This window comes from Escherichia sp. UTM R2, from assembly GCF_048593455.1.
GTDB classification, from domain to species: Bacteria; Pseudomonadota; Gammaproteobacteria; order Enterobacterales; family Enterobacteriaceae; genus Escherichia; species Escherichia coli.
Genome location: NZ_JBFWDY010000002.1, coordinates 1,850,703 through 1,871,381, shown reverse-complemented (window position 1 = coordinate 1,871,381; position 20,679 = coordinate 1,850,703). Strand labels below are relative to the sequence as shown.

Here is a 20,679-nt window from a genome sequence, read left to right as displayed (position 1 = left end):
GCGTAAATAAAAAAGGCGCTAGTGAAAGCGCCCTTTTTTGTCATTATGCTGATTATTTGGTCACATCAGCACCAAACCATTTTTCGGAAAGGGCTTGCAGAGTGCCATCTTTTTGCATTTCCGCAATTGCATCATTCACCACTTTCAGCAGGTCTTCATTTCCTTTACGCAGCGCCACACCAGACTCCTGACGGGAGAATGCTTCACCGGTTACTGCCAGCGTATCGTTGGTTTTCTTCACCAGATCCAGCGCCGCCAGACGGTCAACGAGGATCGCATCGATACGGCCTACGCGCAGATCCTGATATTTGGTCGGGTCATCATCATAGGTACGCACATCGACGCCCTGAACATTCTGACGCAGCCACTCTTCATAGTTGGTGCCCAGACCGACACCCACTTTTTTGCCTTTCAGATCATCAGCCGTTTTAATGGTGCCTTCGTTACCTTTTTTCACCAGCGCCTGAATACCGGAAATGGTGTACGGGGTAGAGAAATCGTATTTTTTCTTGCGCTCGTCAGAAATGGTGACCTGATTAATCACCACATCAATGCGTTTAGAGTCCAGCGACGCCAGCATACCGTCCCATTTGGTCGGTTTTAGTGACGTCTCAACGCCAAGATGTTTTGCCAGCTGTTGGGCAAATTCCACTTCAAAACCGGTTAATTTGCCGTCATCCCCCTGAAAACTGAACGGCGGATAAGTTCCTTCCAGCCCTACCAGCAGCGTGCCGCGCTCTTTGACTTTATTAAGCAGACCTTCATCTGCAAAACTTTTAACGCTCATGCCCGCAACCAGCGCCACGGCCATCACACCCATCAATGCCTGACGTCCCAGATGTGCTAATTTCATATTCACCCCGAATGTTGTTATGTCTGTTTGCAGTGTAGAGCCATTGTTTGTAAACACAAAAACAACTCCGCTACATCTTATTCTTATTTAATATATATCAGAAGCAGGCAGGCTGGAGGATTTCTGCACAAGTCCGGTACACGTTTGGCGCTGATAGTGTTGATACTTCCGTAACGCGATGCGGTAATTGTTGGTGCTGGTGGTGGGCAGCCACGGGGCGAGGATTTCATCAAGGAAACCGTCCTGCAGCTGATCGAGGGAAATATTTTGCTCGTGTAGATGATTCCCCAAACGGCGCAAACGAACGACATATTCACGCACCGTACCTGGGCTCATTTCAGTTTGCTCAAAAAGAAATTGCTTAAAGCCGATAATATCGAAAAAATCACTCTGCGTTTTGCAGTGTAAATCACCGCAAAATCGACACAATGCCGCCCATGATTGTTGTTCCACTTGCCAGCCATTTTCATCAAGCAGCGTGTCCAGGCGGGAAATCTCGATTTTATTCACTATTTTGCCGTCGCGAACTAAGGTAATGCGATCGAGTAATTTACGGCAATGCGCGCAATGGGTCTGGCTGTGTTTAAAGTCTTTAAGATAGCGGCTTAATGGCCGTCTTTTCAGGTGCTGCACCATCATTAAGAACTCCTGGTAGTCAAAGTTAAAGTGCGGCATTTACTGACGTTATAACTTACCCAGTTTAGTGCGTAACCGTTTAATGGCCTGGCTGTGTAACTGACTGACCCGCGATTCCCCGACCTCCAGCACTGCACCAATCTCTTTGAGATTCAGCTCTTCCTGGTAATAGAGGGTTAATACCAGTTTTTCGCGCTCCGGCAACGTTTCGATAGCTTCCATCACCCGCTGGCGCAGATTACTGTCCAGCAGTTGTTGTAGCGGGTTTTCTCGCTGATGATCATCAGTAACCAGTTCGATGCTATCGCCGTGCTCTTCGCGCCACTCATCGTAGGAGAAGAGCTGGCTGTTATTGGTGTCGAGCAACATTTGGCGATAATCGGCAATATCGATCCCTAAACGTTCCGCTACCTCAGTTTCCGTGGCGTTGCGGCCAAGTTCCTGCTCCAGTTGCCCTATTGCCTGTGCCACTTCACGCGCGTTGCGTCGCACGCTGCGCGGCACCCAGTCACGGCTGCGAAGTTCATCCAGCATAGCGCCACGGATACGCTGCACTGCGTAAGTTGTAAATGCCGTTCCTTGTAGGGCGTCATAGCGTTCGACGGCATTAAGTAACCCAATGCCGCCCGCCTGTAGCAGATCGTCAAGTTCCACGCTCGCGGGCAGTCGAACCTGCAGGCGCAATGCTTCGTGACGCACCAGCGGGACATAACGCTGCCACAGCGAGTGTTTATCCATTACACCTTCAGCGGTATAGAGTGAATTCACGATAAACAGCCCTGCGTTATATGAGTTATCGGCATGATTATCCGTTTCTGCAGGGTTTTTAATCGGACGATTAGTGGGTGAAATGAGGGGTTATTTGTGGGTTACCGGTAAATTGCGGGCAGAAAAAACCCCGCCGGTGGCGGGGGAGCACGTTGCTGACAAATTGCGCTTTATGTTGCCGGATGCGGCGTAAACGCCTTATCCGGCCTACAAAAATGTGCAAATTCAATAAATTGCAATTCACCTTGTAGGCCTGATAAGCGCAGCGCATCAGGCAATTTGGAGTTGCCGTCAGTCTCAGTTAATCAGGTTACGACGATTAACCCTGCAGCAGAGACAGAACCTGCTGCGGTACCTGGTTGGCTTTTGCCAGCACGGAGTTACCGGCCTGCTGGATGATCTGCGCTTTCGACATATTGGACACTTCGGTCGCATAGTCGGCGTCCTGAATACGGGACTGCGCTTCAGACAGGTTGGTAGTGGTGTTGTTCAGGTTGGCAATGGCAGAATCCAGACGGTTCTGAACGGCACCGAGAGAAGAGCGGAATTTATCAACAGATGCAATTGCATCATCAAGAGCCTTAAGCGGGTCAGCTGTTAAATTGCTTGGCGCGGTTGTAGATGCACCAATAGATAAAACACCAGCATCACTGATATTAGCGGCATTGAAAGTTGATTGATTAGTTGTTACATCTTTGGTCTGAATGATATAAGCATCATTGCCGCTTTTATCTTTATACACGACAAGCGATTGGTTGGCTTTAAGTGCAGAAGCATCCAATTTTACATCGCGGCCAACAGTAGTTACTTCCGTCGCTGCAGTAGGAGTAGTTCCACTTTCATTTGTAGAGTTGAAGTTAATTTCACCCTTACTAGTATCTACTTCGGCATCGTAGTACTTACTATTTGTAGTGTCATTTACATAGTACTTACCGTCTTTCTCAACTAATTTTAGGGTACCTAACGATCCTGAAGCTTTATCTTTAAAGTCGCCAGCACCTACTGCCACTTGCTTATTGATGGTGGCCCCATCTTTAACACTGGTGCCCAAGTTTGTAGCATCAAAACTGGAGAGGTTTAGTGTAGATGAATCGATCTTTTTCAGATCAATAGTGATAGTCTGTCCATCATTTGCCCCAACCTGAATGTTCATTTTCCCATCTTTAGCCAAAACATTCACGCCGTTAAATTGAGTCTGACTTGAAACACGATCAATCTCTTCCAGGCGAGATTTGATTTCGTCCTGGATAGAAGACAGGTCAGACTCAGAGTTAGTACCGGTGGTCGCCTGAACAGTCAGCTCACGCACACGCTGTAAGTTGTTGTTAATTTCGGACAGCGCGCCTTCGGTGGTCTGTGCAACAGAAATACCGTCGTTGGCGTTACGTGCAGCCTGAGTCAGGCCTTTAATGTTAGAAGTAAAACGGTTAGCAATCGCCTGACCTGCGGCGTCATCCTTCGCGCTGTTAATACGCAAGCCAGAAGACAGACGCTCGATAGAACTCGACAGCGCAGACTGGTTCTTGTTGATATTATTTTGAGTGATCAGCGAGAGGCTGTTGGTATTAATGACTTGTGCCATGATTCGTTATCCTATATTGCAAGTCGTTGATTACGTATTGGGTTTCCACCCGTCGGCTCAATCGCCGTCAACCCTGTTATCGTCTGTCGTAAAACAACCTTTAGAATTTTTTTCACAAACAGCCATTTTTTGTTAGTCGCCGAAATACTCTTTTCTCTGCCCCTTATTCCCGCTATTAAAAAAAACAATTAAACGTAAACTTTGCGCAATTAAGGCCGATAACCCCGGTATTCGTTTTACGTGTCGAAAGATAAAAGGAAATCGCATGGCAAGTATTTCATCGCTGGGAGTCGGGTCAGGTCTGGATTTAAGTTCAATCCTTGATAGCCTCACCGCCGCGCAAAAAGCGACGCTAACCCCCATTTCAAATCAGCAATCGTCGTTTACCGCTAAACTTAGCGCCTACGGTACGCTGAAAAGCGCGCTGACGACTTTCCAGACCGCCAATACTGCATTGTCTAAAGCCGATCTTTTTTCCGCCACCAGCACTACCAGCAGCACCACCGCGTTCAGTGCCACCACTGCGGGTAACGCCATCGCCGGGAAATACACCATCAGCGTCACCCATCTGGCGCAGGCGCAAACCCTGACCACGCGCACCACCAGAGATGATACGAAAACGGCGATCGCCACCAGCGACAGTAAACTCACCATTCAACAAGGCGGCGACAAAGATCCGATTACCATTGATATCAGCGCGGCTAACTCGTCGTTAAGCGGGATCCGTGATGCCATCAACAACGCAAAAGCGGGCGTAAGTGCGAGCATCATTAACGTGGGTAACGGTGAATATCGTCTGTCAGTCACATCAAATGACACCGGCCTTGATAATACGATGACACTCTCGGTCAGCGGTGATGATGCGCTACAAAGTTTTATGGGCTATGACGCCAGTGCCAGCAGCAACGGCATGGAGGTCTCGGTCGCCGCCCAGAATGCGCAGCTGACGGTCAACAACGTCGCCATTGAGAACAGCAGCAACACCATCAGCGACGCGCTGGAAAACATCACCCTGAACCTGAACGATGTCACCACGGGCAACCAGACGCTAACCATCACTCAGGACACCTCCAAAGCGCAAACGGCGATTAAAGACTGGGTGAATGCCTACAACTCGCTAATAGATACCTTCAGCAGCCTGACCAAATACACCGCCGTAGATGCGGGAGCTGATAGCCAGAGTTCTAGCAATGGCGCACTGCTCGGCGACTCCACGCTGCGGACGATTCAGACGCAGTTGAAGTCGATGCTGAGTAATACCGTCAGTTCTTCCAACTATAAAACGCTGGCGCAGATTGGTATCACGACCGATCCCAGCGATGGCAAACTGGAACTGGATGCCGACAAACTCACCGCTGCACTGAAAAAAGATGCCAGCGGCGTAGGTGCATTGATTGTTGGCGATGGTAAAAAAACCGGCATCACGACCACCATCGGCAGCAACCTGACCAGTTGGCTTTCGACAACGGGCATTATTAAAGCCGCTACCGATGGCGTTAGTAAGACCCTGAATAAATTAACTAAAGACTACAACGCCGCCAGCGATCGCATTGATGCGCAGGTCGCGCGCTATAAAGAACAATTTACCCAACTGGACGTTTTAATGACCTCGTTAAATAGCACCAGCAGCTACTTAACGCAGCAGTTCGAAAACAACAGTAATTCCAAGTAATCATTATTCATCGGGAGACAGGTCATGTACGCGGCAAAAGGCACCCAGGCCTATGCACAAATTGGCGTCGAAAGCGCCGTAATGAGCGCCAGCCAGCAGCAGCTGGTCACCATGCTATTTGATGGAGTGCTAAGCGCACTGGTTAGAGCGCGCCTGTTTATGCAGGACAACAATCAGCAAGGCAAAGGCGTCTCTTTGTCAAAAGCGATCAACATCATTGAGAACGGACTGCGGGTGAGTCTTGATGAAGAGAGCAAAGACGAACTAACCCAAAACTTGATTGCTCTTTATAGCTATATGGTCAGGCGCTTGCTGCAAGCCAATTTACGCAACGATGTCTCCGCAGTCGAAGAAGTGGAAGCATTAATGCGCAATATTGCCGATGCCTGGAAAGAATCGTTACTCTCCCCTTCTTTGATTCAGGACCCAGTCTGATGAACCACGCACCGCATTTGTATTTCGCCTGGCAACAACTCGTCGAAAAAAGCCAGCTCATGTTACGCCTGGCAACAGAAGAACAATGGGACGAACTCATCGCCAGCGAGATGGCGTATGTGAATGCGGTGCAGGAGATTGCACATCTGACTGAAGAGATTGACCCGTCCACCACGATGCAGGAGCAGCTCCGCCCGATGCTGCGCCTGATTCTCGACAACGAAAGCAAGGTAAAGCAGTTATTACAGATTCGGATGGATGAACTGGCGAAACTGGTCGGTCAGTCATCGGTGCAAAAATCGGTGTTAAGTGCCTATGGCGATCAGGGCGGCTTTGTGCTGGCTCCGCAGGATAACCTCTTTTGAATCTGAACGAGTCGATGGCTCGCGAATAATCCGATTACGGCTACGCTTCTAATGTTCCCCTTGAATGGAGTCGAAGAATGCGTAATCCCACGCTGTTACAATGTTTTCACTGGTATTACCCGGAAGGCGGTAAGCTCTGGCCTGAACTGGCCGAGCGCGCCGACGGTTTTAATGATATTGGTATCAATATGGTCTGGTTGCCGCCCGCCTATAAAGGCGCATCGGGCGGGTATTCGGTCGGCTACGACTCCTATGATTTATTTGATTTAGGCGAGTTTGATCAGAAAGGCAGCATCCCTACTAAATATGGCGATAAAGTACAATTGCTGGCCGCCATTGACGCCCTGAAACGTAATGACATTGCGGTGCTGTTGGACGTGGTAGTCAACCACAAAATGGGCGCGGATGAAAAAGAAGCTATTCGCGTGCAGCGTGTAAATGCTGACGACCGTACGCAAATTGATGAAGAAATCATTGAGTGCGAAGGCTGGACGCGTTACACCTTCCCCGCCCGTGCCGGGCAATACTCACAGTTTATCTGGGATTTCAAATGTTTTAGCGGTATCGACCATATCGAAAACCCTGATGAAGATGGCATATTTAAAATTGTTAACGACTACACCGGCGAAGGCTGGAACGATCAGGTTGATGATGAATTAGGTAATTTCGATTATCTGATGGGCGAGAATATCGATTTTCGCAATCATACCGTGACGGAAGAGATTAAATACTGGGCGCGCTGGGTGATGGAACAAACGCAATGCGACGGTTTTCGTCTTGATGCGGTCAAACATATACCGGCATGGTTTTATAAAGAGTGGATCGAACACGTACAAGAAGTTGCACCAAAGCCGCTGTTTATTGTGGCGGAGTACTGGTCGCATGAAGTCGATAAACTGCAAACGTATATTGATCAGGTGGAAGGCAAAACCATGCTGTTCGATGCGCCGCTGCAGATGAAATTCCATGAAGCATCGCGCATGGGGCGCGACTACGACATGACGCAGATTTTCACGGGTACATTAGTGGAAGCCGATCCTTTCCACGCCGTGACGCTCGTTGCCAATCACGACACCCAACCGTTGCAAGCCCTCGAAGCGCCGGTCGAACCGTGGTTTAAACCGCTGGCGTATGCCTTAATTTTGTTGCGGGAAAATGGCGTTCCTTCGGTATTCTATCCGGACCTCTACGGTGCGCATTACGAAGATGTCGGCGGTGACGGGCAAACCTATCCGATAGATATGCCAATAATCGAACAGCTTGATGAGTTAATTCTCGCCCGTCAGCGTTTCGCCCACGGTGTACAGACATTATTTTTCGACCATCCGAACTGCATTGCCTTTAGCCGCAGTGGCACTGACGAATATCCCGGCTGCGTGGTGGTCATGTCGAACGGGGATGATGGCGAAAAAACCATTCATCTGGGAGAGAATTACGGCAATAAAACCTGGCGTGATTTTCTGGGGAACCGGCAAGAGAGCGTAGTAACCGACGAAAACGGTGAAGCGACCTTCTTTTGCAACGGCGGCAGCGTCAGCGTGTGGGTTATCGAAGAGGTGATTTAAATTCATCCCCGGCGGCAAGCCGGGGAGATTTCATTACGGCAGTGGCGTCGGTAACGGCGCTTTATCCAGCGCGGCGGCACACTCTGCCGTCGGGCGATCCACACGCTCCATCGTCATACCATCGTACTCAATGGTGTTACCGTCACGCTCAACCTCGTATAGCTCACGTTTTACGGTAACGTTAGTGAGATCATCAGACATCAATGTCAACTTACCCGGCACGGCAATCACCCGCTGCCACTGACGGCAATCAAGAGTATCGCCCTCTTTAGTGACAATCAGGCTGCCTATCGCTTCCGGGCTGACCAGCGCACGTTGCGGCCCTTTGGTCTGCCAGTAGCCCGCCAGCCAGTCCGGCGCGGGGGTTTTCACGACATTGTTATAGTTTTCGACTTCGGCACAGCCCGCCAGCAACATGAGCGCGCCTGCAATTGCGAGTTTTTTCATCATTCGTCCTGCATGAGAAGAAAAGAGGATTGTGGCATTAAAGCCCTGATGTCGCCAGCCTTTCCAGGTTCAGAGAGAAATTTGATCTAACTATTATTTTTGTGAATTATTACCCCGAAAATAAATTTGCATGATGTATGATTCGCGACTCTTGTTTCAAACCTTCTGAGTTCAGAGGCTACATTCATGTCATGGCAGCAATTCAAACACGCCTGGTTGATTAAATTCTGGGCACCCATCCCTGCGGTCATCGCGGCGGGTATTCTCTCCACTTACTATTTTGGCATTACTGGCACCTTTTGGGCTGTCACGGGTGAATTTACCCGTTGGGGCGGCCAGCTCCTGCAGCTGTTTGGCGTCCATGCTGAAGAGTGGGGTTATTTTAAAATTATCCATCTGGAAGGATCGCCATTAACCCGCATCGACGGGATGATGATCCTCGGCATGTTTGGCGGCTGCTTTGCCGCAGCGCTGTGGGCCAACAATGTCAAACTGCGCATGCCACGCAGCCGTATCCGCATTATGCAGGCCATTATTGGCGGTATTATCGCTGGTTTTGGCGCGCGTCTGGCAATGGGCTGTAACCTGGCGGCGTTCTTTACCGGTATTCCTCAGTTCTCGCTGCATGCCTGGTTCTTTGCCATCGCCACTGCCATTGGTTCATGGTTTGGCGCACGCTTTACCCTGCTGCCCATCTTCCGTATTCCCGTGAAAATGCAGAAAGTTTCTGCCGCCTCACCGCTGACGCAAAAACCGGATCAGGCGCGGCGTCGTTTTCGTCTCGGGATGCTGGTCTTTTTCGGTATGCTGGGCTGGGCGCTGCTCACGGCGATGAACCAACCAAAACTGGGGCTGGCAATGCTGTTTGGCGTCGGCTTTGGTTTACTGATTGAACGTGCGCAAATCTGCTTTACTTCGGCGTTCCGCGATATGTGGATCACCGGACGTACCCATATGGCGAAAGCAATCATTATCGGTATGGCGGTGAGTGCCATCGGGATCTTCAGTTACGTACAGTTAGGCGTTGAACCCAAAATCATGTGGGCGGGACCAAACGCGGTAATTGGTGGTTTACTGTTTGGTTTTGGCATCGTGCTGGCAGGCGGCTGCGAAACCGGCTGGATGTACCGCGCGGTAGAAGGCCAGGTGCACTACTGGTGGGTCGGTCTGGGCAATGTGATCGGCTCGACGATTCTGGCGTATTACTGGGATGATTTCGCTCCGGCGCTGGCCACCGACTGGGACAAAATCAACCTGCTGAAAACCTTTGGCCCGATGGGTGGCCTGCTGGTGACATATTTGCTGTTGTTTACTGCGCTGATGTTGATTATCGGCTGGGAAAAACGCTTCTTCCGCCGTGCGGCACCGCAGACTGCTAAGGAGATCGCATGAAAAATATCATTCCTGATTACCGTCTTGATATGGTGGGTGAACCCTGCCCTTATCCGGCAGTCGCAACCCTTGAGGCGATGCCGCAGTTAAAAAAAGGTGAGATCCTGGAAGTGGTGAGCGACTGTCCGCAGTCGATCAATAATATTCCACTGGATGCGCGTAATCACGGCTATACGGTGCTGGATATTCAGCAAGACGGGCCAACCATTCGTTATTTAATTCAGAAGTAATCCCTCATTCCCGCTGTGGCCAACAGCGGGAACATCGTTACCTCTGTATCACATAGATTTTACCCGCCCCCTCTCCTATTCTTTTCAGTATGATCTCAGGAGGTTGCTATGTGTGGACGCTTTGCCCAATCCCAAACGCGTGAAGATTACCTTGCGCTTCTCGCGGAAGATATTGAACGCGATATTCCCTACGATCCCGAACCCATTGGCAGATACAACGTCGCGCCGGGAACCAAAGTTCTTCTGCTCAGTGAACGTGATGAACACCTTCATCTGGATCCGGTTTTCTGGGGATATGCTCCCGGATGGTGGGATAAACCGCCGCTGATTAACGCCCGCGTAGAAACTGCGGCCACCAGTCGTATGTTTAAACCGCTCTGGCAACATGGTCGGGCAATCTGTTTTGCCGATGGCTGGTTTGAGTGGAAAAAAGAAGGCGACAAAAAACAGCCTTATTTTATCTATCGCGCTGACGGAAAACCTGTTTTTATGGCCGCGATAGGTAGCACACCGTTTGAGCGTGGTGACGAAGCCGAAGGATTTTTAATTGTCACTGCAGCAGCAGACCAGGGTCTGGTAGATATTCATGACCGCCGCCCGCTGGTACTGTCGCCAGAAGCTGCACAGGAATGGATGCGGCAAGAGATTAGCGGTAAAGAAGCATCAGAAATTGCTACCAACGGCTGTGTGCCAGCAAACCAGTTCACCTGGCACCCGGTATCGCGCGCGGTAGGTAATGTCAAAAACCAGGGCGCGGAGTTAATTCAACCTGTTTGTTGACATCCTCCACAGGCAAGAACGGCGTGCCCCGCCGCTAAAATGTTACGAGCGCCATTTACATCGGCGTTCGCTGTATATCCACATACCTGGCATCTGAATTTACTTTGTGACAGGCGGTTTTCTTTCGCTGTATGACCACAGCACGCGCAACGCTGGCTTGTGTACGCTGGCGGAACAGCAAACACCTGACCGCCACGCCAGAGCTGCTTGTACTCAAGCTGGCGGCGCATTTCATACCAGCCCTGATCCAGTATCGAACGGTTTAAACCTGATTTTGCCCGAGCATTGCGCCCCGGCTGGCTGACCGTACCCGCTGCTGACTTTGACATGTTGCTGACCTTCAAATCCTCAATGACTATCATTGCGTGGTTTTTGCTGACGGTCGTTGTGACTTTGTGAAGGTAGTCCCTGCGGATATTTGCGATACGGGAATGCAGTCGCTGTATTTTGCATTTCTGCTTCTGCCAGTTGTTGCTGAATTTGACCTTGCGGCTTAACTGCCGCTGAAGTCTCGCCAGCTTCTTCTGGTTTTTCTGCAAACTGTTTACAGGCTCAAAGACTGTGCCATCTGACAGCGTGGCGAGTTTAGCCACGCCAGCATCCAGCCCGACCATTGATGCTGAAGGGTGAACCGGAGTGGATACTTCACTTTCTGTCTGAATACTGATGTACCACTTACCGCTGGACTGGCTGACCGTGACATTTTTCACAACTCCCGTGACCTGACGGCTATTCCGGTAGCGCATCCAGCCAAGTTTCGGCAGAAAAATACGGCTGTTTTCCTGATCGAGCTTAACGCCCTGCGGGTAGCGGAATGCATCATTCTGTCCCCGCTTTTTGAATCGGGGAAAAGCAGCCCGATTCTGGAAGAAGTTTTTGTAAGCCCGCTCAAGGTCTTTCAGTGACTGTTGCAATGGCTGTGAGGGAGAATCTTTAAGCCATTGCGTTTCAGTGGCATTTTTCCACTCAACCAGCCAGGAAGCCATTTTCCCGTAAGGGATGTATTTATTACCGGCCTCATGATTCTCATTCTGACGTGCCAGAGCACGATTGAAAACGAAACGACATGCGCCTGCGAAGCGCCTCATTTCACACTCCTGTTGACCACCTGGTCTTAACTGGAATTTAAATGCCTGTAATCGTTTCACAGGCCAAATGATACTTTGGTCTATGAATAAAGAAACCGATATCCGACGGGGAAGGCATTGTGTTTTCCTGATGCATGTTCACCTGGTCTTTGTCACCAGATACCGACGCCAGATTTTTGACCATGACGCGACAGAAAAACTACGCACTTACTTTTCAAATGTATGTGCTGATTTTGAAGCTGAACTGGTTGAAATGGATGGCGAACCAGATCACGTCCATTTGTTAATTAATTATCCTACCAAACTGGCGATATCCAGTCTGGTAAACAGCCTCAAAGGCGTATCGGGTAGGTTACTGCGACGAGATCGACCAGATATTGCAGTCAGGTATTACTACAAAGGCGTTTTGTGGAGTGCTGGCTATTTTGCCAGTAGCTGCGGAGGTGCGCCAATACATTGAACAACAGCAAACACCTGGTTAGGTGGAAAACCGCGCCTTATATCCCTGCCCTGAAGGACGGGGTTTTACGGCGCACCGGATAAGCCTGGAGATTATCTACACCAGCATGGACATCATTGTACTATGCCCCGTACATGCCCCATCACATCCTCAACATCAAAGTATTAGAGCCTTGCAAACCATTATGCGTCTCAGTTTGTCTCATCTATCTTACGCAAAAAAAATAGAACTAATATCAAGCGGCGCTATATTGCGTATTAAATAAAACCACCTCAATTACATTAATAAATCTAAACAAACATCATGCAAATAATTTCCATGGTTATTTCTAGGCTATTTAAATTAAATAAATAAATTATGAGTCAATCATAAATAACAACCTTTAATATAATTTGACTACCAAATTTATAATCGTTCACAAAATAGTCATGCATTGTGTGCAATAGAAACAGTTCAGATAAAGATAGGGATCTACTTCACAATTTAAATGAGAAACTAAAACTTACATCTTGAAATAACCTCATTGATTGGATGAATATTTGTAGTGCAGTGACATTATTTTTAAATAATAGTTCAAATAAAAGGGCTCACGATGAAAAAAATTAACAGTGGCAATTTCTGCTGTAGCTGCATCTTAACGTATAAACTAGATTTAATAACAACGAACTAGATTTAATAACAACGATATCCGTACCTATCCGGATATCTAATGTCATAAGCATCCTTTTAATTATCCCCTCAACCTCTTGTAACTTTCCCACTCTTGAACTCCACATAGTCCAAACGCCGGATGCAAAAAAATCACACGTGCATTTCTGAAATTGTGATGGAGGACGATAGTATCAATTATATGTGCTTATAAACGTCCCCGATTAGCGCAGAAGTCACCGGATTGTTCAGGCTCCAATAGGTTGAGTATGCCGTATTTATTTTCCAAAATAAAAATCGATGCTGTTGCTCCTTCATAAAATACTTTTACTCTCTGGACGCTTTTCTTAGCTCTCTTGGTGTTATCTTAAAACGATTATGGAACCTTTCAGTAAAACGAGAAGGACACTTGTAACCATTTTCCCTGGCAATCTCGCTGATGGGTTTTACTGTCGTTTGTATAGCAGACAACGCATTATTTAACCTCACGTCGTCCAATATACTTTGAAAACTTACTCCCTCGCTTGCCAGACGGCGATGCAATGTGGAAACAGAAATGTAGAGATATCTCGCTACCTTGTTTGCTGTCCATTTTGTTCCAGGTTCGGATAGCATTAGGTTATAACAACGACTTGTTAATGATTGTTTACTATCTGATAAAAGTAAACAATTAACATGATGTGCTCCTAATGAAAGTAGAACGCCCATTGCTAAGTGTTCCTGAATTTGCGTTGAGAAGCCTCGGGAAATAGATGTTTTTAGTTGCTCCCAACAATATATTAACTCGGGATTCTGAGGTAAGCAGAAACCTGTCGTGTTACGAATTTGATCGGTTATCGCATAAAGATTTTGGAACTTTTCAATTAGATCAATGGGATAATAAAGCATTTCTGCAAGATAAAGACCTGCTTCTGGGTAATTCGCAATATAAAATTCATATCCACAGGGAAATAATATTATCTGATTATTATCAACAGTTAGACTATGCGTCTCCCAATTGATAACTTTTTTTCCCTGACGGATACGACATAAAGCTGGCATAAGAGGCTTAACCCTGTGAATCTCATGATGTTTATGCATCCGTATTTCTTCAATCTTTAGGTTAGTCCTATCTTTTGCCAGCATACTCTTATCCTACTTTACCTCATAAACGGGTATTATCTCAGCGGTTGCAATTTTATTGGCATTAAGCATATAACCAACTAACGCTCCGCTGGAATTAGAATCCACAGGAATCTTATCAGTTTTTAGAGCCCATATTTTAAACTGGTAATGATGGGGTTTATCTCCTTTGGGAGGACATGCTCCACCAAATCCCGCATAGCCAAAATCATTTCGGCCTTGGACAGCACCAGTCGGAAGTTTTGTACCATCACGTCTTCCTGCATCAGCGGGCAAATATGTTACCGTTGCTGGAATATTAGCAACAGTCCAGTGCCACCATCCGCTGCCTGTAGGCGCATCTGGATCATACACAGTTACGGCAAAGCTTTTGGTGCCTTCTGGAGCACCAGACCAGGTTAATGAGGGCGATGTATTACCCCCCTCACACCCAAATCCAGAAAATACATGAGACGTTGTAAGTTGCTCTCCTGTTTTTATTTCATTACTAGTGACCTGAAATGCTGCGGCCTGCGCAGAAAATGTTATGAATGCCAATACACTTGAAACGATAAGTTTTTTCATAAAAACCTCTTTGTTGTGACCTATCGTTATTTTATTTGATGTGCATTGATCTCATTATGCAAAAAGGCGCAATGATCGCGCAAATGCAATCATAATTATAAAGTTGCCCCGAACATTAGCCATAATATGCACAAATCAGATTCCTGTTATCTCAAGGATGATTATTTTTTAATGCGGTGCGCTTCGTGACAACAAGTTAATGACTAACACACCGGCACAAATCAACATCATGCCTATGATGGCTGGCAAGTCCAGTCGTTGGCCAAAAAATCCCCAGGAAAGCAAACTAATCAGAACGATACCGACTCCTGACCAGATAGCATAAGCAATCCCTGTAGGTATATAAGCCAGTGTCTGAGCTAATAACCAAAATGATGCACAATAGCAAATAATTGTGCCAACAGAGGGCCATAACCGTGTAAACCCCTCTGAAAACTTCATTAAGGTTGTACCAATGACCTCTGCAAGTATTGCGCCACCAAGATAAATATAAGGGTTCATAGCATATTCTTTCCTGTTCATACTGGAGAGAATTGTACTACAGTTTGAACACAACTCACCGTTTTCATCCTGGTGTATGTGTATCCAGGGGGCTCTGGCGTGGCAAGAGATAAAGGCAGGAACAATAATGATCAGAAGGAACCCCAGGCTAACAAAAGAGTTCACTCTTCCTATGAGCAAAGCGAAGACAAAACATGTTATCGCGTTTACGGATCGTGGATGGCAGAAAACTTTCAGGATCAGGTATCCATTTTAAACCAGAAATTGAGTGAGTTTGCCCCATCCATGCCCCAAGCGGTGAGATTGGAAGTAATTAACAACAGGTTACAAAACCTACACCTGCATGGACATCACTTCCTGATACGCCGCCACCAGCTTATTACGCACCTGAATCCCCATTTGCATAGAAACTGAGGCTTTTTGCATATCGGTCATCACATCGTTTAACGCCACGCCGGGTTCACCGAGGGTGAATTTTTCTGCCTGCGTGCGGGCAGCTGTTTGTGTTTCGCTAATGCGATCGAGCGCGGCGTGCAGCTGCCCGGCAAAACTAATGGTCGGTTGCGGCAGTGAATCCTGCGCACGCGCACTCATCGCCGTAGCCTGTAACTGGCTGATAACCCCTTCAATCCCCTGTATCGCTGACATTTTCGTCTCCTGGATAATTTCTGGTAGCAAAGCCTACCAGTAAGTCAATAAGACAAAGGCGCTAAATAGCAACAAAAAAACGGGTTTATTGGCGGATAGAAAAAAACGAAAGCACAAATAATTGCAGCGTCAATTTTTCGAGTTTGCTGACCCGGGAGTGAGTCTTGTTCCACTTTGCCAATAACGCCGTCCATAATCAGCCACGAGGTGCGCGATGAATGCGACTGCAGCCCAGACAAAATCTCTTGAGTGGCTTAATCGCCTGCGTGCGAATCCGAAAATTCCATTGATTGTTGCCGGTTCCGCGGCAGTGGCGGTCATGGTCGCACTGATCCTGTGGGCGAAAGCCCCCGACTACCGCACATTATTCAGCAATCTTTCCGATCAGGATGGTGGCGCAATTGTCAGCCAACTGACGCAAATGAATATTCCTTACCGCTTCAGCGAAGCTAGCGGCGCTATTGAAGTTCCGGCAGATAAAGTTCACGAACTGCGTCTGCGCCTGGCACAACAAGGTTTGCCCAAAGGCGGCGCGGTCGGTTTCGAACTACTCGATCAGGAAAAGTTTGGTATCAGCCAGTTCAGCGAACAGGTGAATTATCAGCGGGCGCTGGAAGGCGAGCTTTCTCGTACCATCGCAACTATCGGCCCGGTAAAAGGGGCGCGCGTACATCTGGCAATGCCGAAACCGTCTTTATTCGTCCGTGAACAAAAATCCCCTTCTGCATCGGTGACGGTAAATCTGTTACCCGGCCGCGCACTCGATGAAGGGCAAATTAGCGCCATTGTGCATCTGGTTTCCAGCGCCGTTGCTGGTCTGCCGCCGGGAAACGTCACGCTGGTGGATCAGGGCGGACATCTGTTAACCCAGTCCAATACCAGCGGGCGCGATCTTAATGATGCTCAGTTGAAATATGCCAGCGATGTCGAAGGCCGTATTCAGCGGCGTATTGAAGCAATCCTGTCGCCTATTGTTGGTAACGGTAATATTCACGCCCAGGTCACGGCGCAGCTGGACTTCGCCAGTAAAGAACAAACGGAAGAACAGTATCGCCCTAACGGTGATGAATCTCATGCGGCGCTTCGTTCACGCCAGCTTAATGAGAGCGAGCAAAGCGGTTCCGGTTATCCGGGCGGCGTACCGGGGGCGTTGTCGAATCAACCGGCACCTGCGAATAACGCGCCAATCAGCACGCCTCCGGCAAATCAAAATAACCGCCAGCAGCAGGCGAGCACCACCAGCAATAGCGGGCCGCGTAGCACACAGCGGAATGAAACCAGTAACTACGAAGTCGATCGCACCATTCGTCATACCAAAATGAACGTGGGCGATGTGCAACGTCTGTCAGTCGCGGTAGTGGTGAATTACAAAACCTTGCCAGACGGTAAACCATTGCCTCTCAGCAACGAACAGATGAAGCAAATTGAAGATCTGACCCGCGAGGCGATGGGCTTTTCTGAAAAACGCGGTGACTCGCTCAATGTCGTTAACTCGCCGTTCAATAGCAGTGACGAAAGCGGCGGAGAACTGCCGTTCTGGCAACAGCAAGCGTTTATCGATCAGTTGCTGGCTGCCGGTCGCTGGTTGCTGGTACTGCTGGTGGCGTGGCTGCTGTGGCGGAAAGCGGTACGTCCGCAGCTAACACGTCGCGCTGAGGCGATGAAAGCTGTACAGCAACAGGCGCAGGCCCGCGAGGAAGTGAAAGATGCGGTGGAAGTCCGCCTGAGCAAAGACGAACAACTACAACAACGGCGCGCTAACCAACGTCTGGGGGCAGAAGTCATGAGCCAGCGTATCCGTGAAATGTCTGATAACGATCCGCGCGTGGTGGCGCTGGTCATTCGCCAGTGGATAAATAACGATCATGAGTAACCTGACAGGCACCGATAAAAGCGTCATCCTGCTGATGACCATTGGCGAAGACCGGGCGGCAGAGGTGTTCAAGCACCTCTCCCAGCGTGAAGTACAAACCCTGAGCGCTGCAATGGCGAACGTCACGCAGATCTCCAACAAGCAGCTAACCGATGTGCTGGCGGAGTTTGAGCAAGAAGCTGAACAGTTTGCCGCACTGAATATCAACGCCAACGATTATCTGCGCTCGGTATTGGTCAAAGCTCTGGGTGAAGAACGTGCCGCCAGCCTGCTGGAAGATATTCTCGAAACTCGCGATACCGCCAGCGGTATTGAAACGCTCAACTTTATGGAGCCACAGAGCGCCGCCGATCTGATTCGCGATGAGCATCCGCAAATTATCGCCACCATTCTGGTGCATCTGAAGCGCGCCCAAGCCGCCGATATTCTGGCGTTGTTCGATGAACGTCTGCGCCACGACGTGATGTTGCGTATCGCCACCTTTGGCGGCGTGCAGCCAGCCGCGCTGGCGGAGCTGACCGAAGTACTGAATGGCTTGCTCGACGGTCAGAATCTCAAGCGCAGCAAAATGGGCGGCGTGAGAACGGCAGCCGAAATTATCAACCTGATGAAAACTCAGCAGGAAGAAGCCGTTATTACCGCCGTGCGTGAATTCGACGGCGAGCTGGCGCAGAAAATCATCGACGAGATGTTCCTGTTCGAGAATCTGGTGGATGTCGACGATCGCAGCATTCAGCGTCTGTTGCAGGAAGTGGATTCCGAATCGCTGTTGATCGCGCTGAAAGGAGCCGAGCAGCCACTGCGCGAGAAATTCCTGCGCAATATGTCGCAGCGTGCCGCCGATATTCTGCGCGACGATCTCGCCAACCGTGGTCCGGTGCGTCTGTCGCAGGTGGAAAACGAACAGAAAGCGATTCTGCTGATTGTGCGCCGCCTTGCCGAAACTGGCGAGATGGTAATTGGCAGCGGCGAGGATACCTATGTCTGATAATCTGCCGTGGAAAACCTGGACGCCGGACGATCTCGCGCCACCACAGGCAGAGTTTGTGCCCATAGTCGAGCCGGAAGAAACCATCATTGAAGAGGCTGAACCCAGCCTTGAGCAGCAACTGGCGCAACTGCAAATGCAGGCCCATGAGCAAGGTTATCAGGCGGGTATTGCCGAAGGTCGCCAGCAAGGTCATAAGCAGGGCTATCAGGAAGGACTGGCCCAGGGGCTGGAGCAAGGTCTGGCAGAGGCGAAGTCTCAACAAGCGCCAATTCATGCCCGGATGCAGCAACTGGTCAGCGAATTTCAAACTACCCTTGATGCACTTGATAGTGTGATAGCGTCGCGCCTGATGCAGATGGCGCTAGAGGCGGCACGTCAGGTCATCGGTCAGACGCCAACGGTGGATAACTCGGCACTGATCAAACAGATCCAACAGTTGTTGCAGCAAGAACCGTTATTCAGCGGTAAACCACAGCTGCGCGTGCACCCGGATGATCTGCAACGTGTGGATGATATGCTCGGCGCTACCTTAAGTTTGCATGGCTGGCGCTTGCGGGGCGATCCCACCCTCCATCCTGGCGGCTGTAAAGTCTCCGCCGATGAAGGCGATCTCGACGCCAGTGTCGCCACTCGCTGGCAAGAACTCTGCCGTCTGGCAGCACCAGGAGTGGTGTAATGACCACGCGCCTGACTCGCTGGCTAACCACGCTGGATAACTTTGAAGCCAAAATGGCGCAGTTGCCTGCGGTACGTCGCTATGGGCGATTAACCCGCGCTACCGGGCTGGTGCTGGAAGCCACCGGATTACAATTGCCGCTCGGCGCAACCTGTGTCATTGAACGCCAGAACGGCACTGAAACGCACGAAGTAGAAAGCGAAGTCGTTGGCTTTAACGGTCAACGGCTGTTTTTAATGCCGCTGGAGGAAGTCGAAGGTGTCCTGCCCGGCGCGCGGGTTTATGCCAAAAACATTTCGGCTGAAGGACTGCAAAGCGGCAAGCAGTTGCCGCTCGGTCCGGCGTTATTAGGTCGCGTTCTGGACGGCAGCGGTAAGCCGCTCGATGGCCTGCCCTCCCCCGATACGACGGAAACCGGTGCGCTGATTACCCCGCCATTTAACCCGTTGCAACGTACACCGATTGAACATGTGCTGGACACCGGCGTGCGCCCAATCAATGCCCTGCTTACCGTCGGGCGCGGGCAGCGTATGGGGCTGTTTGCCGGGTCTGGCGTTGGTAAAAGTGTGCTGCTGGGGATGATGGCCCGTTACACCCGCGCCGATGTCATTGTCGTGGGTTTGATTGGTGAACGTGGGCGCGAAGTAAAAGATTTTATTGAGAATATCCTCGGTGCCGAGGGACGTGCACGCTCCGTGGTGATTGCCGCTCCGGCGGATGTCTCTCCGCTTCTGCGAATGCAAGGTGCCGCCTATGCCACGCGAATTGCCGAAGATTTTCGCGATCGTGGTCAGCATGTGTTGCTGATTATGGACTCCCTCACCCGCTACGCGATGGCCCAGCGTGAAATTGCGCTGGCGATTGGCGAACCACCTGCCACTAAAGGTTATCCACCGTCGGTGTTTGCCAAATTACCGGCACTGGTCGAGCGTGCCGGTAATGGCATTAGCGGCGGCGGATCGATTACTGCATTTTATACCGTGCTCACTGAAGGCGATGACCAGCAGGACCCCATTGCCGACTCTGCGCGGGCAATCCTCGACGGTCACATTGTGCTGTCTCGCCGACTGGCGGAAGCCGGGCACTATCCGGCTATCGATATTGAAGCGTCGATCAGCCGCGCAATGACGGCGTTGATCAGTGAGCAACATTACGCGCGAGTGCGCACCTTCAAACAGCTGTTGTCGAGTTTTCAGCGTAACCGCGATCTGGTTAGCGTCGGCGCGTATGCCAAAGGCAGCGATCCGATGCTCGACAAAGCCATCGCCCTGTGGCCGCAGCTGGAGGGCTATTTGCAACAAGGCATTTTTGAACGCGCGGACTGGGAAGCGTCTCTCCAGGGGCTGGAGCGTATTTTCCCGACAGTGTCATAACCCAGGAGAT

At 49.8% G+C, this 20,679-nt stretch carries 21 protein-coding genes and 1 pseudogene; 12 read left to right on the top strand and 10 right to left on the bottom strand.

Going from position 1 to position 20,679, the window contains the following annotated elements; translation table 11 throughout:
• Nucleotides 1-52: 52 nt before the first annotated feature.
• The 4 genes from tcyJ to AB4H76_RS09820 all read right to left on the bottom strand — a co-directional run bounded on the left by tcyJ (nucleotide 53) and on the right by AB4H76_RS09820 (nucleotide 3,839).
• The gene (gene tcyJ, locus AB4H76_RS09835; protein WP_001695858.1) at nucleotides 53-853 is read right to left on the bottom strand and encodes a cystine ABC transporter substrate-binding protein; all 801 of its coding nucleotides are present in this window, start codon (nucleotides 851-853) and stop codon (nucleotides 53-55) included.
• An 87-nt stretch (nucleotides 854-940) separates the two neighbouring features.
• A complete protein-coding gene (gene fliZ, locus AB4H76_RS09830) occupies nucleotides 941-1,492 on the bottom strand; it encodes a flagella biosynthesis regulatory protein FliZ (protein ID WP_001301374.1) in 552 nt (183 codons plus the stop codon).
• 45 nt (nucleotides 1,493-1,537) lie between these two features.
• Nucleotides 1,538-2,257, bottom strand: coding sequence for an RNA polymerase sigma factor FliA (fliA, locus tag AB4H76_RS09825; RefSeq protein ID WP_001087467.1), 720 nt, complete (start codon nucleotides 2,255-2,257; stop codon nucleotides 1,538-1,540).
• A 319-nt stretch (nucleotides 2,258-2,576) separates the two neighbouring features.
• On the bottom strand, nucleotides 2,577-3,839 hold the full coding sequence (locus AB4H76_RS09820) for a FliC/FljB family flagellin (protein ID WP_000079744.1): 1,263 nt from the start codon (nucleotides 3,837-3,839) through the stop codon (nucleotides 2,577-2,579).
• Nucleotides 3,840-4,104: 265 nt separating this feature from the next.
• On the opposite strand from AB4H76_RS09820, the gene fliD reads away from it, so the two are divergent.
• The 4 genes from fliD to amyA all read left to right on the top strand — a co-directional run bounded on the left by fliD (nucleotide 4,105) and on the right by amyA (nucleotide 7,876).
• Nucleotides 4,105-5,511, top strand: a complete 1,407-nt coding sequence (gene fliD, locus AB4H76_RS09815; protein ID WP_032256219.1) for a flagellar filament capping protein FliD — start codon at nucleotides 4,105-4,107, stop codon at nucleotides 5,509-5,511.
• 24 nt (nucleotides 5,512-5,535) lie between these two features.
• The gene (gene fliS, locus AB4H76_RS09810; protein WP_000270663.1) at nucleotides 5,536-5,946 is read left to right on the top strand and encodes a flagellar export chaperone FliS; all 411 of its coding nucleotides are present in this window, start codon (nucleotides 5,536-5,538) and stop codon (nucleotides 5,944-5,946) included.
• Complete coding sequence (fliT, locus tag AB4H76_RS09805; RefSeq protein WP_001015023.1) at nucleotides 5,946-6,311, top strand: flagella biosynthesis regulatory protein FliT; 366 nt, start codon at nucleotides 5,946-5,948, stop codon at nucleotides 6,309-6,311. The genes fliS and fliT overlap by 1 nt, the downstream gene beginning before the upstream one ends.
• A gap of 77 nt (nucleotides 6,312-6,388) precedes the next feature.
• Nucleotides 6,389-7,876 (top strand): alpha-amylase, encoded by a 1,488-nt coding sequence (gene amyA / locus AB4H76_RS09800; RefSeq protein WP_001695868.1) that lies wholly within the window; start codon nucleotides 6,389-6,391, stop codon nucleotides 7,874-7,876.
• Nucleotides 7,877-7,909: 33 nt separating this feature from the next.
• Here amyA and yedD read toward each other — a convergent pair whose 3' ends face one another.
• Nucleotides 7,910-8,323, bottom strand: coding sequence for a lipoprotein YedD (gene yedD / locus AB4H76_RS09795; RefSeq protein WP_001295642.1), 414 nt, complete (start codon nucleotides 8,321-8,323; stop codon nucleotides 7,910-7,912).
• A gap of 186 nt (nucleotides 8,324-8,509) precedes the next feature.
• On the opposite strand from yedD, the gene yedE reads away from it, so the two are divergent.
• From yedE to AB4H76_RS09780, 3 genes are all read left to right on the top strand, one after another.
• Nucleotides 8,510-9,715 carry a selenium metabolism membrane protein YedE/FdhT gene (gene yedE / locus AB4H76_RS09790; protein ID WP_000118901.1) on the top strand — a complete coding sequence of 402 codons (1,206 nt, stop codon included), beginning with the start codon at nucleotides 8,510-8,512 and terminating at the stop codon, nucleotides 9,713-9,715.
• Entirely contained in the window at nucleotides 9,712-9,945 is a 234-nt protein-coding gene (gene yedF / locus AB4H76_RS09785) for a sulfurtransferase-like selenium metabolism protein YedF (protein WP_000789493.1), read from the top strand. Before yedE ends, yedF begins: the two co-directional genes overlap by 4 nt.
• Nucleotides 9,946-10,053: 108 nt before the next feature.
• A complete protein-coding gene (locus tag AB4H76_RS09780) occupies nucleotides 10,054-10,725 on the top strand; it encodes an SOS response-associated peptidase (RefSeq protein ID WP_000334585.1) in 672 nt (223 codons plus the stop codon).
• Here AB4H76_RS09780 and AB4H76_RS09775 read toward each other — a convergent pair.
• Nucleotides 10,710-11,873: an RNA-guided endonuclease InsQ/TnpB family protein gene (locus AB4H76_RS09775; RefSeq protein WP_071593097.1), complete on the bottom strand. Its 1,164-nt coding sequence runs from the start codon at nucleotides 11,871-11,873 to the stop codon at nucleotides 10,710-10,712. The genes AB4H76_RS09780 and AB4H76_RS09775 overlap by 16 nt on opposite strands.
• Before the next feature lie 7 nt (nucleotides 11,874-11,880).
• Here AB4H76_RS09775 and tnpA point away from each other — a divergent pair.
• Nucleotides 11,881-12,295, top strand: a pseudogene (tnpA, locus tag AB4H76_RS09770) (IS200/IS605 family transposase).
• A gap of 953 nt (nucleotides 12,296-13,248) precedes the next feature.
• Here the strand turns inward: tnpA and AB4H76_RS09765 are convergent.
• The 4 genes from AB4H76_RS09765 to fliE all read right to left on the bottom strand — a co-directional run bounded on the left by AB4H76_RS09765 (nucleotide 13,249) and on the right by fliE (nucleotide 15,756).
• On the bottom strand, nucleotides 13,249-14,046 hold the full coding sequence (locus tag AB4H76_RS09765) for a helix-turn-helix transcriptional regulator (RefSeq protein ID WP_000879835.1): 798 nt from the start codon (nucleotides 14,044-14,046) through the stop codon (nucleotides 13,249-13,251).
• Nucleotides 14,047-14,055: 9 nt separating this feature from the next.
• Nucleotides 14,056-14,607, bottom strand: a complete 552-nt coding sequence (gene ybcL, locus AB4H76_RS09760; RefSeq protein WP_000734031.1) for a Raf kinase inhibitor-like protein YbcL — start codon at nucleotides 14,605-14,607, stop codon at nucleotides 14,056-14,058.
• A gap of 168 nt (nucleotides 14,608-14,775) precedes the next feature.
• Nucleotides 14,776-15,108, bottom strand: coding sequence for a multidrug efflux SMR transporter EmrE (gene emrE / locus AB4H76_RS09755; RefSeq protein ID WP_001070440.1), 333 nt, complete (start codon nucleotides 15,106-15,108; stop codon nucleotides 14,776-14,778).
• Nucleotides 15,109-15,441: 333 nt separating this feature from the next.
• Nucleotides 15,442-15,756, bottom strand: coding sequence for a flagellar hook-basal body complex protein FliE (gene fliE / locus AB4H76_RS09750; protein WP_420062590.1), 315 nt, complete (start codon nucleotides 15,754-15,756; stop codon nucleotides 15,442-15,444).
• Between the two features lie 214 nt (nucleotides 15,757-15,970).
• On the opposite strand from fliE, the gene fliF reads away from it, so the two are divergent.
• Genes fliF through fliI form a run of 4 tightly spaced genes read left to right on the top strand, consistent with a single transcriptional unit; the run spans nucleotide 15,971 to nucleotide 20,669 of the window.
• The gene (fliF, locus tag AB4H76_RS09745; protein WP_047090323.1) at nucleotides 15,971-17,629 is read left to right on the top strand and encodes a flagellar basal-body MS-ring/collar protein FliF; all 1,659 of its coding nucleotides are present in this window, start codon (nucleotides 15,971-15,973) and stop codon (nucleotides 17,627-17,629) included.
• Nucleotides 17,622-18,617, top strand: a complete 996-nt coding sequence (fliG, locus tag AB4H76_RS09740; RefSeq protein ID WP_000067950.1) for a flagellar motor switch protein FliG — start codon at nucleotides 17,622-17,624, stop codon at nucleotides 18,615-18,617. The genes fliF and fliG overlap by 8 nt, the downstream gene beginning before the upstream one ends.
• Nucleotides 18,610-19,296 carry a flagellar assembly protein FliH gene (fliH, locus tag AB4H76_RS09735; RefSeq protein ID WP_001282683.1) on the top strand — a complete coding sequence of 229 codons (687 nt, stop codon included), beginning with the start codon at nucleotides 18,610-18,612 and terminating at the stop codon, nucleotides 19,294-19,296. Before fliG ends, fliH begins: the two co-directional genes overlap by 8 nt.
• Complete coding sequence (fliI, locus tag AB4H76_RS09730) at nucleotides 19,296-20,669, top strand: flagellar protein export ATPase FliI (RefSeq protein WP_000213311.1); 1,374 nt, start codon at nucleotides 19,296-19,298, stop codon at nucleotides 20,667-20,669. The genes fliH and fliI overlap by 1 nt, the downstream gene beginning before the upstream one ends.
• The last annotated feature ends 10 nt before the right edge of the window (nucleotides 20,670-20,679 follow it).

Excerpts from the sequence above, each read along its gene's own strand:
- fliD (WP_032256219.1), top strand. The coding sequence starts at position 4,105 with ATGGCAAGTATTTCATCGCTGGGAGTCGGGTCAGGTCTGGATTTAAGT.
- fliH (WP_001282683.1), top strand. The coding sequence starts at position 18,610 with ATGTCTGATAATCTGCCGTGGAAAACCTGGACGCCGGACGATCTCGCG.
- fliT (WP_001015023.1), top strand. The coding sequence starts at position 5,946 with ATGAACCACGCACCGCATTTGTATTTCGCCTGGCAACAACTCGTCGAA.
- fliE (WP_420062590.1), bottom strand. The coding sequence starts at position 15,756 with ATGTCAGCGATACAGGGGATTGAAGGGGTTATCAGCCAGTTACAGGCT.
- emrE (WP_001070440.1), bottom strand. The coding sequence starts at position 15,108 with ATGAACCCTTATATTTATCTTGGTGGCGCAATACTTGCAGAGGTCATT.
- yedE (WP_000118901.1), top strand. The coding sequence starts at position 8,510 with ATGTCATGGCAGCAATTCAAACACGCCTGGTTGATTAAATTCTGGGCA.
- tcyJ (WP_001695858.1), bottom strand. The coding sequence starts at position 853 with ATGAAATTAGCACATCTGGGACGTCAGGCATTGATGGGTGTGATGGCC.
- amyA (WP_001695868.1), top strand. The coding sequence starts at position 6,389 with ATGCGTAATCCCACGCTGTTACAATGTTTTCACTGGTATTACCCGGAA.
- fliF (WP_047090323.1), top strand. The coding sequence starts at position 15,971 with ATGAATGCGACTGCAGCCCAGACAAAATCTCTTGAGTGGCTTAATCGC.
- AB4H76_RS09780 (WP_000334585.1), top strand. The coding sequence starts at position 10,054 with ATGTGTGGACGCTTTGCCCAATCCCAAACGCGTGAAGATTACCTTGCG.
- AB4H76_RS09765 (WP_000879835.1), bottom strand. The coding sequence starts at position 14,046 with ATGCTGGCAAAAGATAGGACTAACCTAAAGATTGAAGAAATACGGATG.
- fliI (WP_000213311.1), top strand. The coding sequence starts at position 19,296 with ATGACCACGCGCCTGACTCGCTGGCTAACCACGCTGGATAACTTTGAA.
- fliG (WP_000067950.1), top strand. The coding sequence starts at position 17,622 with ATGAGTAACCTGACAGGCACCGATAAAAGCGTCATCCTGCTGATGACC.
- fliZ (WP_001301374.1), bottom strand. The coding sequence starts at position 1,492 with ATGATGGTGCAGCACCTGAAAAGACGGCCATTAAGCCGCTATCTTAAA.
- AB4H76_RS09820 (WP_000079744.1), bottom strand. The coding sequence starts at position 3,839 with ATGGCACAAGTCATTAATACCAACAGCCTCTCGCTGATCACTCAAAAT.
- ybcL (WP_000734031.1), bottom strand. The coding sequence starts at position 14,607 with ATGAAAAAACTTATCGTTTCAAGTGTATTGGCATTCATAACATTTTCT.
- yedD (WP_001295642.1), bottom strand. The coding sequence starts at position 8,323 with ATGAAAAAACTCGCAATTGCAGGCGCGCTCATGTTGCTGGCGGGCTGT.
- yedF (WP_000789493.1), top strand. The coding sequence starts at position 9,712 with ATGAAAAATATCATTCCTGATTACCGTCTTGATATGGTGGGTGAACCC.
- fliS (WP_000270663.1), top strand. The coding sequence starts at position 5,536 with ATGTACGCGGCAAAAGGCACCCAGGCCTATGCACAAATTGGCGTCGAA.